Annotated in this window: 12 protein-coding genes; 4 read left to right on the forward strand and 8 right to left on the reverse strand. The window is 62.6% G+C overall.

The window, feature by feature from the left end:
* Position 1: 1 nt before the first annotated feature.
* Positions 2-2,020, reverse strand: a complete 2,019-nt coding sequence (locus ACSSVG_RS10820) for a glycoside hydrolase family 3 protein (protein WP_492418846.1) — start codon at positions 2,018-2,020, stop codon at positions 2-4.
* A gap of 61 nt (positions 2,021-2,081) precedes the next feature.
* A complete protein-coding gene (locus ACSSVG_RS10825; protein WP_492418848.1) occupies positions 2,082-3,374 on the reverse strand; it encodes an exo-beta-N-acetylmuramidase NamZ family protein in 1,293 nt (430 codons plus the stop codon).
* Positions 3,375-3,552: 178 nt separating this feature from the next.
* On the opposite strand from ACSSVG_RS10825, the gene ACSSVG_RS10830 reads away from it, so the two are divergent.
* The gene (locus ACSSVG_RS10830) at positions 3,553-4,461 is read left to right on the forward strand and encodes a MurR/RpiR family transcriptional regulator (RefSeq protein WP_492418850.1); all 909 of its coding nucleotides are present in this window, start codon (positions 3,553-3,555) and stop codon (positions 4,459-4,461) included.
* 22 nt (positions 4,462-4,483) lie between these two features.
* Here ACSSVG_RS10830 and ACSSVG_RS10835 read toward each other — a convergent pair whose 3' ends face one another.
* From ACSSVG_RS10835 to ACSSVG_RS10850, 4 genes are read right to left on the reverse strand one after another with little or no spacing between them, the layout of a single operon-like run.
* The gene (locus tag ACSSVG_RS10835) at positions 4,484-5,707 is read right to left on the reverse strand and encodes an MFS transporter (RefSeq protein WP_492418852.1); all 1,224 of its coding nucleotides are present in this window, start codon (positions 5,705-5,707) and stop codon (positions 4,484-4,486) included.
* Position 5,708: 1 nt separating this feature from the next.
* Complete coding sequence (locus ACSSVG_RS10840; RefSeq protein ID WP_492418854.1) at positions 5,709-6,485, reverse strand: hypothetical protein; 777 nt, start codon at positions 6,483-6,485, stop codon at positions 5,709-5,711.
* Positions 6,486-6,519: 34 nt separating this feature from the next.
* Positions 6,520-6,963, reverse strand: a complete 444-nt coding sequence (locus ACSSVG_RS10845; RefSeq protein ID WP_492418856.1) for a hypothetical protein — start codon at positions 6,961-6,963, stop codon at positions 6,520-6,522.
* Positions 6,964-6,985: 22 nt separating this feature from the next.
* Entirely contained in the window at positions 6,986-8,023 is a 1,038-nt protein-coding gene (locus tag ACSSVG_RS10850; RefSeq protein ID WP_492418858.1) for a TOMM precursor leader peptide-binding protein, read from the reverse strand.
* Positions 8,024-8,289: 266 nt separating this feature from the next.
* On the opposite strand from ACSSVG_RS10850, the gene ACSSVG_RS10855 reads away from it, so the two are divergent.
* Positions 8,290-8,844 carry a GNAT family N-acetyltransferase gene (locus ACSSVG_RS10855; RefSeq protein ID WP_492418860.1) on the forward strand — a complete coding sequence of 185 codons (555 nt, stop codon included), beginning with the start codon at positions 8,290-8,292 and terminating at the stop codon, positions 8,842-8,844.
* Between the two features lie 36 nt (positions 8,845-8,880).
* Positions 8,881-9,816 carry a polyphosphate kinase 2 gene (gene ppk2 / locus ACSSVG_RS10860; protein ID WP_231342919.1) on the forward strand — a complete coding sequence of 312 codons (936 nt, stop codon included), beginning with the start codon at positions 8,881-8,883 and terminating at the stop codon, positions 9,814-9,816.
* A 66-nt stretch (positions 9,817-9,882) separates the two neighbouring features.
* On the opposite strand, the gene treS is transcribed toward ppk2, so the two are convergent.
* Positions 9,883-12,174 carry a maltose alpha-D-glucosyltransferase gene (gene treS / locus ACSSVG_RS10865; RefSeq protein WP_492418862.1) on the reverse strand — a complete coding sequence of 764 codons (2,292 nt, stop codon included), beginning with the start codon at positions 12,172-12,174 and terminating at the stop codon, positions 9,883-9,885.
* Positions 12,175-12,435: 261 nt separating this feature from the next.
* On the reverse strand, positions 12,436-12,681 hold the full coding sequence (locus ACSSVG_RS10870) for a hypothetical protein (protein WP_492418864.1): 246 nt from the start codon (positions 12,679-12,681) through the stop codon (positions 12,436-12,438).
* A 112-nt stretch (positions 12,682-12,793) separates the two neighbouring features.
* Between ACSSVG_RS10870 and ACSSVG_RS10875 the strand changes: the two genes are divergently transcribed.
* A complete protein-coding gene (locus tag ACSSVG_RS10875) occupies positions 12,794-13,777 on the forward strand; it encodes an NAD-dependent epimerase/dehydratase family protein (RefSeq protein ID WP_492418866.1) in 984 nt (327 codons plus the stop codon).
* Positions 13,778-13,801 lie beyond the last annotated feature (24 nt).

The raw sequence follows: 13,801 nt of genomic DNA on the forward strand, positions 1-13,801 counted from the left end.
TTCAGGGTTTGGGGAGTCCCGTAGTGAAGGTGTGGCTCCATTCAGTGGTGGCGCCTGCAGTGAAGACGTACCCCTTCATGGGCGCGGCGGCAACGGTCACCGTTCCAGCGGGTTTCCTGTACGTCCCGCCGGCGATTTCCTGGCCGTCCACCAGGTAGGCCACGCCCTCGACCGACGGAACAAGGTACGAGTCCTGACCCTTGCCGGGCCGGTCCGTGAAGGTGACCGCTGCCGGCGTCGTGGTGTCATACCGGAGGCCGAAGCCCAATGGCAGGAGGACGCCGTCGCCGTCGGCTTCAGGGATGTTGACCGGAAGCTTGCCGCCGGGGTTGATTGCACCGGAGATGGCATGGACCACTCCGTGGAAGTTGACCTTGTTGACTCCATAGCTGTTGAGCACGGCGTCGGCGCCGGGGAAGACGCTGATGTCGTAGGGATTGCGTGTGGCGACGACGATCACAGGTGTTCCAGTTGCCGCCAGTTCTGCCACCATTTGCTGTTGTGCTGCGTTGGCGCTGGCGTTGTAAGAGGTGAAGACGACGGCGTCCACGTTGCCCGCGGCGGCAACGGCCCGGGCACGGTAGGCGGCGGAGGGTGAGCTTCCGTTTTCGTAGTCCTCTGTGACCGTGAAGCCCTGCTCTTTGAGCATGGGACCCGCAATTTCGGGGCGTCCCGAACCGGCGCCCACCATGAGGACAGAGCTGCCGGAAGCCAGCGGCAAGACCTGTTCCTGGTTGCGGAGCAAAGTCACGGCGCGGTCGGAAATCAGGTTGGCGGTGGCCAGGTTGCTGGCCGTGCCAACGAGCTGATCCACGGTGGCGGGGTCTGCCAGCGGCTGCTCGAAGACGCCCCGCTTGACCTTCCACTCGAGGATTCGTCGAACGGACTCGTCGAGGCGTGATTCGGTGATCTCACCGGACTCGACGGCGGCACGAACCCCAGCGAACGACGCGTCCACGTCGGGGGAGTTGAGGAGGATGTCGGAGCCCGCTTGGATTGCCTTGACGGCGATTTCTTCCTGGGGCCATTCGGCAGCCATCGCGGCCATGTCCAGGGCGTCCGTGGTGACCAGGCCCTTGAACCCCAGCTCATCACGGAGCAAGCCGGTGAGCACCTTATGGGACAGGGTGCCGGGCATCTCGGGGTCGATGGCTTCCACAATGATGTGTGCCGTCATGACCATGTCCACCCCGCCGTCAATGGCGGCTTTGAACGGCTTCAGGTGCTGGTTCAGGGTTTCCCGGTCGTAGGTGACGGTGGGCAGCCCGTAATGGGAATCCACTGAGGTGTCACCGTGGCCGGGGAAATGCTTGGCTGCCGCGCCAACGTTGTGCTCCTGCAGGCCATCGATCTGGGCAACCCCGAGTGCGCTGACCAAGGCAGGGTCTTCTCCCATGGACCGGATGCCGATGACCGGGTTGTCCGGGTTGGAGTTGAGGTCCAGCACGGGCGCGAAGTCAACGTTGATGCCCATGGCACGCATCTCCGAGCCCAGGATTTCGCCCTGTGCCCTCGCCAGGTCCGCATCTGCCGTGGCTCCGAGTGCCATGTTGCCCGGGAGGACCGTGGCCGGTGATCCGATACGGGCAACCAGGCCGCCTTCCTGGTCGATGGTGACCGCCAGGGGAATCCCCGTCCCGTCCTGGCGCAGCGCAGTCTGTTGCAGGCCGTTGGACAGCCCGGCCACCTGCTGGGGGTTGTTGGTGTTTCCAGACCATGCAAAGTAGAGGACGCCGCCAAGGTTGTACTTTTCCACCACCTCGGCTGGCGTATTGACGCCGTACCGCTCTTGGTTGCTTGCCGCCATGGAGGTGTCATCTGCCGATGAGCCGTACACATGGGTCCACGTCATCTGGCCGATCTTTTCGTCCAGCGACATGCCTGAAATCATCGCCTCGATGTCAGGTGAGGCGGCGACCGTCGTCGTACGCGCGGTGGTGGGCACGGCGGCCACTGCGGCGCCCGCGCCAGTCATTACCCCCGTGCCCGTCATGAGCAGTGCCGTGGCGGCGGCCGTCATCAAGGTTGTTCCTTTTCTGTGCATGCGAATCCCAATTCCAATCGTGAGTATTCCGGTTGGCCTAGCGTGGCCCGTTGTAGAGGAGATATTGGCGGGTATCGCGGACGAACTGACCCAGTTCCGCCCGCCAGCTTTCCGTGATGGTCCGGGCGTCAGCGCCGGCGTCGAGCTGTTCGGCAAAGCGCGCGGACCCGCTGAGCAGTCCCATCCAGCGCCCTCCGTCGCCACGCCAGGCGAAACCTGGATAGAGGCGCTTGGCTTCGACCAGCATGTGCGTGCCGATTTCCAGCGCTTCAACCCGCGAAGCATCCGTGATGTGCACCTGTACCCCTCCACAGACGAGGCCCTGGTTCTTCGAAAGCGTCGGCTGGAAGTAGGCCTCGCGGAAAGTGACGCCGGCAAGGCCCTTGCTGTTCAGCGCCTCCGCCCAGCGGTAGTCCACATAGGGTGCGCCGATGAGCTCGAACGGCCGGGTCGTCCCGCGGCCTTCGGACATGTTGGTGGCCTCGAAGAGCGCAGTTCCCGGGTACAAGACAGCCGTTTCCGGAGTGGGCATGTTGGGGCTCGGCAGTATCCATGACGCACGGCTGTCCGGGCCGGTCATCTCACGCCGCCAACCCTGGACCTCGACGACGTGAAGGTCCTGGAGAGGCCTGAGGCCGGCGGCCGGCAAGTGCACGGCGTTGAAATATTTGGCGAGTTCGCCGACGGTCATGCCGTGCTGGAGTGCGATCCCCAGCTTTCCCACTCCGGACTCGAACCCGGGTTGCAGGACGGGGCCCCGTGCCTGGCCCCCAACCGGATTGGGACGGTCCAGGACGACGAACCTGGCACCCGTCCGGGATGCCGCCTGCATGGCACCCCACATCGTCCAGATGTAGGTGTAGAACCGCGCCCCGACGTCCTGGATGTCGAAGCAGATGGTATCCACGCCGGACTTTTCGTAGAAGCCCACGTAGTCGGCCACCTCGGCGCCATAAGAGTCATAGACCGTGATCCCGGTGCGGGGATCAACGGAGGTCCCTTCGCTGGCGCCATCCTGGGCAGTGCCGCGGAAGCCGTGTTCCGGGCCGAAGACCGCGGCCACCTCCACGTCCTTGTCCGCCATATCGTCAACGATCGAGCGGAAGTTCTCCAGGACTCCGGTGGGATTGGTGATGACTCCCACCCGGCGGCCGACGAAGATGCTCCAGTTGTCGGCGGCGGCAATGTCGGCGCCATTGACTGTGGCGCCCGGCTTTCCGGGGCGGTTGGCCTGAGGGGCGGCGGCGGCGCTTGGCGCGAAAGGTGCGACGACGGCGGCAGCGGCGGCCAGCCCCGAGGCATGGATGAGTTTTCGGCGGTTGAGTGTCATGGGGAGCCTTTCCTGATGAGCAGAAGTGCATGACAACTTTTGTGACTTGGATTACATCGACCGTATTCGCTCACTGGGATTGCGTCAATCGTTTACCTTTGTGCGAGCTGTTGTGTAACTTATTTACATGCGCTGCCTGCGGCTGCGTGTCGGCCCGGGACGCCAGGAAGGAAACACCATGGAACACGCAGAAAGCGCGCAGTTGTCACGGACTGTGCTGGTGCGGATCCGTTCCGCCTTGCCAGCGCTGCGCCCCTCCGAGCGGGCTGTCGCCGAGTTGGTCCTGGCGGATCCTTCCCGGGCGGCCATGATGTCCATTGGTGACCTTGCCGAGCAGGGTGGAACGTCCACCACGTCAGTGGTCCGTTTCTACAAGAAGGTGGGCTACCGCGGCTACTCGGACCTGCGCCTCGACCTTGCCCGGGAGACCGCCCGCGAGAGCCTGGCCCACAACGTGTCGGCAGAGGTCTACGAAGACATCAACACGTCCGACTCGCTGCGCGACATCGTTTCCAAGATTGCCTTTAACGAGACCATGTCCATCGCAGATACAGCGCAGGTGCTGGACGTCGGCAAGCTCGCTGAGGCAGTTGACGCGATCTCCCGCTCGCGGAAGGCCGACATCTTTGGAGTTGGCGCCGGAGGCCTGGTTGGCCAGGACTTGCAGCAGAAGCTGCACAGAATCGGCCTGACGTCCTTCAGCTGGTCAGACCCCCATGGCGCCTTGGCCTCTGCAGCGCTCCTGGACGACGACGGCGTTGCTGTCGCCATCTCGCATTCGGGGACCACCGTGGATACGGTCGACTTCCTGCTGGCAGCAAAAGCGGCAGGAGCCACCACCATTGCCATCACCAACCACGCCAACTCGACCTTGGGGCGGGCGGCCGATATTGTGCTGGCCACCGCCGCGCGCGAGACGCCTTTCAGGTCCGGTGCGATGGGCAGCCGGATCGCCCAGATGATGGTTGTGGACTGTCTCTTCGTGGGAGTTGCCCAGCGCTCCTACGAATCATCGGTCACGGCACTTCAAAAAACGCACGCCGCTGTCCAGGGCCGGAAACTGCCGCGGGCCAGTTCAACCGATTAGGTCCCGACGCCGCGGGCTACTGCTAGTGGACGGGCTCGCTTTCCTTGTCCTCGGCTTGCAGTTCACCCGGCTTCAGCATCGATCCCGACTTGATGGCAAGTACCCCTGAAAGAAGTGCTGCCAGGAGTATCGAGGCAAAGGCCATGAATGAGGACACGCCCATGAGGAAGGTGGCGACGGCAAGACTGAGGGGGCTCGACACTGTTTCCAAGAATTGGACGGCGGTCATGGTCTTGCCAAGATCGGACGCGGGGATCTGTTGGTGAATGAGGGAAGTTCGCCCAATCGTCCACGCAATGCCGCCCGTGCAGACAACGAACAGCGCACTCGCAACGGCAATCCACGACGGGATGAAGAAGAGCAAAGCTCCTCCTGCCATAAGCCACGAGGAACGTTGCATCAACAGGTTCGGTTGCCAAGCGGAGACCAGGCCGGACAATATTGACCCGCAGAACAGTCCCGCAGCCGCAGCCGCGCCGACGATTCCCACTTCCGTAGTAGAGCCTCCAAGGCCAACTGACGTCTGGAAGATCGCGAGCGTGGACAGCGGGGCGGACAGGAAGCCGATGAGGACAACGGTTCCGGCAAAGCGCCACCAACCATTGACTTGGGAGAGTCTTCGGTACCCGGCTGAAAGATCCTTGAAGAAGCCGGGGCGGTCAGGTTGCCTGGTTGGGCGGTCCGGCCACGGCAGAAAATTCATGATCATTGCGATGACGGTAAAGGACACCGCGTCCACGGCCAGCAACCACCAGGGGCCCCAAACGGCACTCAGGGCGCCGCCGATGGCCGGTCCCACAATGGAAGCGGAAGTCCACGCAGTGGACACTGATGCGTTGAACTTGGCTGTGCCGTCGCCGTACATTTTCGGAATGGCCACGAAGGTGGCTGTCCTGGCGAACATGTCGAGGCTGCCACGCAGGAACGCGCCGAGCACCAGAACCCAGAAGGGTGTGTGCCACGGGCCGATAAGCAGCGCCATCGCGGCAGCAACCAGTGCCTGGCCCCAATAGCCAATGTGGGTCATGGTGCGGGGCGACATGCGGTCAGCGAGTCCGCCGATGAGTACTCCAGGGAAGGCCTTGGGCAGCTGTGATGCCACGGCCACGATGGACATCTGGGCGAGGCTGCCGCTCGTTTGGAGGACTATGAGGGGGAGTGCGATGTTGTACGCGCCGCCACCCAGCGAATTCACCCACATTCCGGTCAGGTGGAGACGTCTCTGCCATGTCTTTGCCAGCGACAATTTAATCACCTCGGGATGCGCGTAGAATGATTGCGAGATCGGGCTGCTTTTCCGTCGACAACATCAACCATTGCATGAGTGGGGCCTGCCAAAAGCTAATATTCCACGTGCGGGCAATAATCATATGGAATATGGTGGTGCAGCATGGAACCAGGATCCGGAACCTGCCGGGGAGGACCAATGCCAGTGGGAGTGCGAGAAATTCAAGAAATGGAATGAGTCGGGTCATTGCCCGAACAGGCAGGTCAAATCGCTCCTGCGCAAATGGGTGGCCGGCCGATGCCTTCAAATGCCGGTGGTAAATATGGTTGGCGTCGCCACGATGGACCCAGGCGTCGAAACCGTGGATGAGCTTGGATAAGCCTGCCTGGGTGTAGGGCAGGTACAGGGCCACGCGCGAGACGGAGAGCGGCAGGCTGGCCGGCTGCCTGTTCGCCGGCGTGGACAGCTGACTTGTGAGAAGTACGGCCTCGATAAACGTGTCGTAAGGCCAACGCCCTGGAAGTGACCGGGCATCCGCGGCGCGAGTCCCCAGGAACACTCCCAGAGCTGCCCGCCGAAGCCACGGCGCGTGCCTTGCGCCAGGCCCGCTGTACACCTCGCTCGTCGCCGCGGCCGCCAACAGGAGGGCAGTTGCCGCGCGTCGGGCAACCCACTGCTTGCGGGCATCAGAAACTGGATCCGCATCCACGTCCGTCGAAGCAACTGCGGCCCTGTAGTCCTGCGCTGCCGCCGGACCTGGGCGAAGCGTTACCGCCAAGGCGGCGACGATCCACACTCCAGCAGCACGAACCTGCCGGGACGTGACTGATCTAGCGCGAAATCGACGGAACATAGGTGTACACGACTTCCTTTTCCTCAGGCATTCCCCGAACGGTGGTCTCCACAAGAATGTCCATCCTGCCCAGTGGAATGTTGGGCAGATGGGCGGGTGCCCGGACCTCATCGAAAGGTTTCCACCTGTTTCGACGAAGACGGTTTTCAATTCTCTGGCAAAGGACGCGCTTTGGTTGCTCGTCAGCAGCCATGAAAATGTTGGCGAACATTGCCCCGGCCCGGAAGAACTGGGTTGGCAGGCAGTTGGCGGGACCGCACGTGACAACGGTTCCGTCCGACAGGTGAAATTCGATCGCGAAGCGTGACACCCGGTCCCCGAACTTTGCGTTGAACATGTTGTTGGATGCGATGGGCCAGAAGTTCCTGTTGGCGATGGTGGCACCGAGGGATGCAACCACGTAGGCGCCAGTCAGGGTCACCAGCACCTTCCCTGGATCGCAGTCAGGAACACGCAGCACAGCGCTTGTTCCTGGCGAAATCTTCGAACTCGGACGACAACTCCAGGGAGTCGAACACCAGCCTTCTGCCGTCCAGGTTGGTGGATCCAGTGAGCAGGTAACGGAACACCTCCATAGCGGCAATGGAGGCCACGATGGCGTTCAGGGGGCCAAAGCTTGGGGCTTGGTATGCAGTATTGAGGTTTGCCGTGGTGAGCGACGCCCTGGAGTTGGTGCGTACGTCGTTGTCAGTTGCTGCGCATTGCAGGCAAGGGGTTGTGCCGGGCCTGACAACTGGTCCCACCACGCCGCGCGTGTCCTGGTATCCGGCACAGGTGAAGGGCGTGCCGGTGGCGATGGAGGCCTCGTTGGACCACTCAAGCACTTCCTGGGGCGTGTCTGCGGATACCACTACGAAGTCTGCGTCCTGAAAGATCGGCAGAAGATCTTCAACGCCGGAGATCATGGCCGCGACTTCAACCGTGTTGGTGGCCGGAGCCCGAAGCTGAAGGTTCCGTGCGGCGGCTTCGATCTTCGAAGCGCCAACGTCTTGTGCCGTAAAGAGGTATTGCCGGGTGAGGTTGCTTTCTTCCACTGTGTCGCCGTCGACCAGCATGATGACCCCCACCCCCGCTGTTGCGAGCTGCATGGCCACATTCGTGCCGATGCCTCCAACGCCGATGAGCGCGACTTTCCGGCCGCGCAGCAGATCGCTGGCGCCCGGTCCTGTGCCGTGGGCAAGTTCGAAGTAGAGATCGTGGCGGCTGTACCGGCCGGTGAGGTCGAACCTGTACGGGACCAGAATGTCAGCCTCGATGAGCTCCTCAACGATCTGCCCGGAGTCGCCACCGAGCAGGTCCTGTGCCTTGGCGCCCAAGTCATCCAGCGTCCGTGGGTGCGATGCAAAGCCGAGTAATTCGGCGAGCCCAGGCGGGGCGTCCTCAATTTCAATTGCGTTGGGCGGTGCCAGTCCGATTTGTACGGCCGTCTCCGTTGTCACAACCGGGAGGGACTGTTTGAGCGAGTAGGTAGTGGCTGCCAATTCTTGCCTCCAATGATGAGTGGGGACCACGCATTGCGTGGTCCCCACTATTTCTGCTTGGTTCAGTTGAACACGAAGTTCAGCTTGGAACGGCGCTTTGCCAGTCGCTTCAGCTTAAGCATTTGATTCACTCCTTTGTTTTATAAACTCGCTGGACGGAACGAATATACGACGCTTGTTGTGCGTATGACAAGTTTGTCGATTATTTATCCGCGTGTCGCGTCCGTGTCGCCGCCGCTGCCGTGGCGAGGTATAGGGTCGACTTCATGTTTAAGCTCGTCGCTCCGGATGTCTCTTTCCACCAGTCCTTCCTTGAGTCCCACCGCGAGTGGGACGGGGCCCATCAGGACGGCGCCGGGGTATTCATGGCGGACGATGTCATCACCCCCGAAGGGTTCTCGGCGTGGATTCGGCAACTGGAGGACGCCGCGCAAGCGGCGGAGAAGGACGGCATTGTTCCCTGCACCTACCTCTGGATTACCGAAGGCTCACGGTACGTGGGTGCCATTGCATTCCGGCACTACCTCACCCCCGCACTCCTGAACTCCGGCGGGCACATTGGATATGGTGTCCGGCCCTCGGATCGCGGCCGGGGGGCGGCGTCATGGGCCCTGCGGGAGTTGTGTTCCCGCTTGGCTGCGCAGGGGAGGCCAGAGCGGGTTCTGCTGACCTGCGACGATACGAACGCCGCCTCCGCCAAGACCATCGAGCGCCGAGGTGGGGAGCTCGAGGACACCCGGACGGATGCGGATGGACGCCTGTTTCGGCGCTACTGGATCGATCTGTCGCCTGTTCATGTTCCCGTCACCAACGGTTGTTAGGCTGCCGCGCACTACACGGCTGACCAGGAGGACCGCATGACGGAGGCAAATCCACTATCCGCATCACTGGATAATTGGTGGGTCAGGGACAACCTGCGTGAGACCATCGACCACTTGGTGGAGCTGGGCTACACCATCAGCGGCGGGCAAGGCGAGGACCCGGACCTGATCGATCCCGGTGGATCCGCCGTTGAAACCTGGAACGAGGATTATCCGTACCAGGAGCGGATGACCCGCGACGAATACGAAATCGAGAAGTACCGCCTGCAAATCGAGTTGCTGAAGTTCCAGTATTGGGGCCAGGACCGCGGACTCAAGCACGTGATTGTCTTCGAGGGCAGGGACGCCGCCGGCAAGGGCGGCACCATCAAGCGCTTCACGGAGCACCTGGACCCACGCTCCGCCCGGACAGTTGCTCTCGCCAAACCTTCGGACCGCGAACAGGGCCAGTGGTACTTCCAGCGCTACATCCAGCACCTTCCCACAGCCGGTGAAATCGTCATGTTCGACAGGTCCTGGTACAACCGCGCCAACGTCGAACGCGTCATGGGCTTCTGCACCGAGGACGAATACGACACCTTCATGGGGCAGGCGCCGGTCTTCGAGAAGATGCTGGTGGACGCCGGCATCCATGTGACCAAGTTCTGGTTCTCCGTGACCCGGCAGGAGCAGCGCACGCGCTTCGCCATCCGCCAGATCGACCCCGTCCGCCGCTGGAAGCTCTCGCCCATGGACCTCGCGTCCTTGGACCGTTGGGAAGAATACACCGACGCCAAGGAGCAAACGTTCCTGCATACGGACTCGGACCACGCGCCGTGGATCACCATCAAGTCCAATGACAAGAAGCGCGCCCGCATCAACGCCATGCGCTATTTCCTGAACCAATTCGACTACGAGGATAAGGACACTTCGGTTGTCTACGACGCCGATCCGCTCATCCTCCGCCGCGGCCGGGACGCTGTAGGCGACTAACGCTGCAGGCGACCAAACGCCACACCACGACGTCGGCACTCACCGTGAGTGCCGACGTCGTGCTCCCTATTCGGTGACCTCGTCCTCAATGACCGGGTCCTTCAACAGCAGCGCAGTGCCCTGGAAGGCGGGCAGTTCGAGGAAGAAGCTGTGGAGGTCGTCCACTTGGCCGACATTTTCGCTGCTGAAGAGGTCGTGCACGGTGGCGCCCGGGACCAGGTGCGGTGACTGGATGCTGCCGGCAATGTCCTGGTCGGAGAAGTTCAGGACGGTCACCTGGAGAGCCCCGTCGGCGAGCTGGTTGACCATGACCAGCAGTCCACGGTTGGACACGTCCGGCACGTCCAGGAGGGTGCTGGTGGCGATCCCCGACTCTTCCCGCACTGTGAGGATCTGCTGCAGACGCCGCGCGTAGGAGGTTGAATCCTTGAGCTGTTCGGGCAACGGACCATAGAGGCTCCGTGCGCGGGGCATGCCGGCCAAGGAGGTCTTCGCGTCGGGGCTGGTGCCCATCAGGTCGTGGGCTCCGCGGTTGATCCAGCGGGTGTCGCCCTGCGAAGTGAGCTCGCGGACCGTCTCGCGGTCAATGGCTGTGATGCCCGTGAGGTCCCAGCCGGAGAGTGCGAAGACGCCAGGCTGCAGTGCGTTGTACATGGAGAGCAGGACGTGGGCGTCCAGGACCTGGACCTCCTGCTCCTTGGTGATGGCGTCCGGATCCTTGATGCCCAGGGCCGCCATGATGAAGCTGACCGTGGTGCAGGCGATGCCGTTGGTGGTGAAGACCGCGTTGTACGGTCCGTTCTCGCCGGTGAGTCGTTCCCGCATGGTGTTCTGGACCTTCTCGGCAACCTCGGCGCCGGTCAGTTCCTCACCGCCAAGTTCGAAGACGTCGTCCCTGTGCCCTGCAGCAAAGTGGAGCAGTTCATAGGTCAGTTCATCGTGGTTCTGGAGGGCGTGGACCAAGGAAGCCTGGTCCACGCCAATTTCCATGGAAAGCCTGAGCGTCAGCCGCAGGAACTCGGTATCCCCGATGACCAGGGCGTAGTGGTAAGCGGGCCTGGTGATGAAGTCGTAGGAGAGGTCCGGGCCGGACTCGGACTGGATCTTGATGTCATCGATGGTGAGGTTGAGTTCCTGGAAGGAGAACCCGCCCACCTTGCGGATCATGGAACCGATCAGTTGGTTGGCTGCCTCGGACAGTGGGTGGCCCTCGGACCAGCCGGGCTCTTCCTCCGCGCTCTTTTCGACGCCGAGGAAGCCGTTGGCATCCAGCCTCAGTGCGCCAGTGCCAAGGTCCAGCAGGGAATGCAGGGCGTCGCCAACTACCAGGCGCATCCCGGCGAATGTTGGGTCGAGCCAGTTGATGGAGGGCTGGCCGGACTTGAAGTAATGGAGGTAGACCCAGCGGCGGGTCTTGCCGGTGGTGTCGACGATCGGCTTGGTGGCGCTCCAGTTGGTTTCCTTGACGCCAGGCTCATAGAAAATGACCCGCTGCAGCCGGCCGATGATGTAGCCCGCCTGCTGCAGGGCCTGCTCCGCATCGGGGCTGATGTTCACGGAGTCCTCGCCCTCGGGGACATCGGGCAACAGGTGCCAGTCCTCCTCCGGGATGTCCACCATGTGATAGATGCCGGGGTAGTCGCGGAAGTTCATCTCAGCCAGCCGGAAGTCCGCGCCCTTGCCGGTATGCCCGGGAACGATGTCGTCAATGACGGTGCCCCCATGATCGTTGGCAACCTCGCACATCTGGCGGAACTCTTCCTCGGTGCCGAAAGCGGGGTCGATCGCCATGCTGATGCGGTCAAAGTGGCCATCAACGCTGGGCGTCTGCGACCAGCCGCGGATGCCGCCCGCCAGCTTGACCGGCCCGGTGTGCAGCCCACGGATGCCAATCTTGCTGAAGGCATCCCAGAGCTCGGGATCACCAAGGGCCGAAAGGAACGACTGGCCATCCTTGGTGATGAAGGAAAGGGGGTAGGCGGTGAACCAGACAGGTGCCCGCTCCACGGCCGCCCTGGGATTCGGCCTGGCATAGGAGTTCTGCCACATGCTGGCCTGGCCGGACAATTGGCGGGCCATGGTGTTGGCGTCGCCCAGCATGGACTGATTCCGCAGCCAGTCCACGTACGTCTTGTTCAGGCCGTCAAACTCCAGTGAGGGGCGCGCTGCGAAGAACTGCCGCCGCCGGGCAATCGGCCTGAGGGCCTTCGGCCGGGCCGGATAGAACTGTTCGTCGAACGTGATCTCCGCTGGTTCGCTTGCTGTTTCATCGGGCGTTTCCTGGGGCGTCTCCTCCGAATTTCCTTCAGGGGTTCCGCTGATTTCTGACACGCTCTCGTTGACTGCAGGCTCCCGCACAGTTTTCTCCTTTACGTGGTCGCCGCGTCAACGCCGACCGTCCGAGGGGGTCGTTCAAGAGGTCACGTACCCGGGCATGCCCGGCTTAATCATGCTAGTCGGGGGAGCCTGCCGTTTGTCTAACCAGGGAACAAGTAAGTCTCGTTATTATGTGTCGGGTTGACGTCGGTCGCGCTGCGGTGGCCACGATAAAGCCCGACGTCGGCACTCAGGTGGGTGCCGACGTCGGGCTCGGAATCGTGCGGGCCGGGTGTGGGGCTGTCAGTACCGCCACACCACCGTGTAGGCGTAGCCGTTGCCGTTCCGGACACACCCCTCGACAAGGCGCACGTAGGAACCGAATCCGGGCCGGGCGGCGTCCAGGTTCGACTCGCACGTCGCCTTCGTGTGAAACCAATAGACGTAGGTGCTGGCCGCCTCGGCCGGGGCAGCCAAAGCAAGTCCACCGCCCGCCAGGATGGAGGTTGCCGCGAATATGGACGCAATCTTCTTCTTCAGGTTAGTCATTTCGATAGAGTAAGCATCCGGCCCGAGGCAGTCAACGGTCCGCGAAAGCCCCTCCGGCCCTATGGCCGGCGCCGAACAGCCATTACCGTGGCTGGTGAAGATCGGAGGACACATGAAAATTGTTGTTATCGGCGGAAGCGGCCATATTGGCTCCTTCCTCATTCCCAGGCTCGTCCGCAGCGGCCACGAGGTCATCAATATCAGCCGCGGGACCAGCACGGCATACGTTGATGCGCCCGAGTGGCAGCAGGTCCGGCAGGTCGTCGCGGACCGCCGCCTCGAGGACCGGGAGGGCATCTTCGGTGACAGGGTCGCCGACCTGGGAGCCGACGTCGTAGTTGACTTGGTGTGCTTCACGCTCGACTCCGCCACGGCGCTGGTGAACCGGCTGCGCGGCGAGGCGGGGCACCTGCTGCATTGCGGGTCGATCTGGCGTTATGGTGCCAGCCGGAAGCTGCCCATCTCAGAGGGGGCGGACTCCACCGCGGAGCCGCTGGATGAATACGGCATCCAGAAACGCGATATTGCCCGGATGCTGAAGGATGAGACGGCCTCCGGAGGGCTCATCACCACGTCCCTGCACCCCGGCCACATTGTCGGTCCCGGATGGCTTCCCGTGGGGCCGCTCGGAAATTTCGATCCCTCCGTGTGGCAAAAGATCGCGGCCGGACAGCCACTGCAGATTCCGGGCAGTGGCACCGAGATGATGCACCACGTCCATGCGGACGACCTCGCGCAGGCCTTCGAGGGAGCCATCCTGAATCGCGACGCGGCAGCCGGCGAGGACTTCAACATCGTTGCACCCACAGCTTTAACGGTTCGCGGCTACGTGGAAATCGCGGCGTCGTGGTTTGGGCGGGAACCGCACTCGGAGATGATCAGCTGGGAGGACTTCCGCCAAACCACCACGCCTGAACATGCCGACACCAGCTGGGCCCATCTCTCCCGCAACCACTGCCTCACCATCGAAAAAGCCAGGTCCCTCCTGGGCTACGCCCCCCGCTACGAGCCGGAACAGGCCGTTCGTGAGGCGCTGCAGTGGCTTATTGGGAACAACAAGCTTCAGGTTCAGGCTTCCCTTGATTCCACGGCGTAACGCTCGACGCCGGGACTCGCCTCA

This window comes from Paenarthrobacter sp. E2MeOHC11 (genome assembly GCF_058744955.1).

Bases quoted from the DNA above. Each gene is read 5' to 3' on its own strand.
- ACSSVG_RS10820 (WP_492418846.1), bottom strand. From the start codon at position 2,020: ATGACGGCCGCCGCCACGGCACTGCTCATGACGGGCACGGGGGTAATG.
- ACSSVG_RS10825 (WP_492418848.1), bottom strand. From the start codon at position 3,374: ATGACACTCAACCGCCGAAAACTCATCCATGCCTCGGGGCTGGCCGCC.
- ACSSVG_RS10830 (WP_492418850.1), top strand. From the start codon at position 3,553: ATGGAACACGCAGAAAGCGCGCAGTTGTCACGGACTGTGCTGGTGCGG.
- ACSSVG_RS10855 (WP_492418860.1), top strand. From the start codon at position 8,290: ATGTTTAAGCTCGTCGCTCCGGATGTCTCTTTCCACCAGTCCTTCCTT.
- ppk2 (WP_231342919.1), top strand. From the start codon at position 8,881: ATGACGGAGGCAAATCCACTATCCGCATCACTGGATAATTGGTGGGTC.
- ACSSVG_RS10870 (WP_492418864.1), bottom strand. From the start codon at position 12,681: ATGACTAACCTGAAGAAGAAGATTGCGTCCATATTCGCGGCAACCTCC.
- ACSSVG_RS10875 (WP_492418866.1), top strand. From the start codon at position 12,794: ATGAAAATTGTTGTTATCGGCGGAAGCGGCCATATTGGCTCCTTCCTC.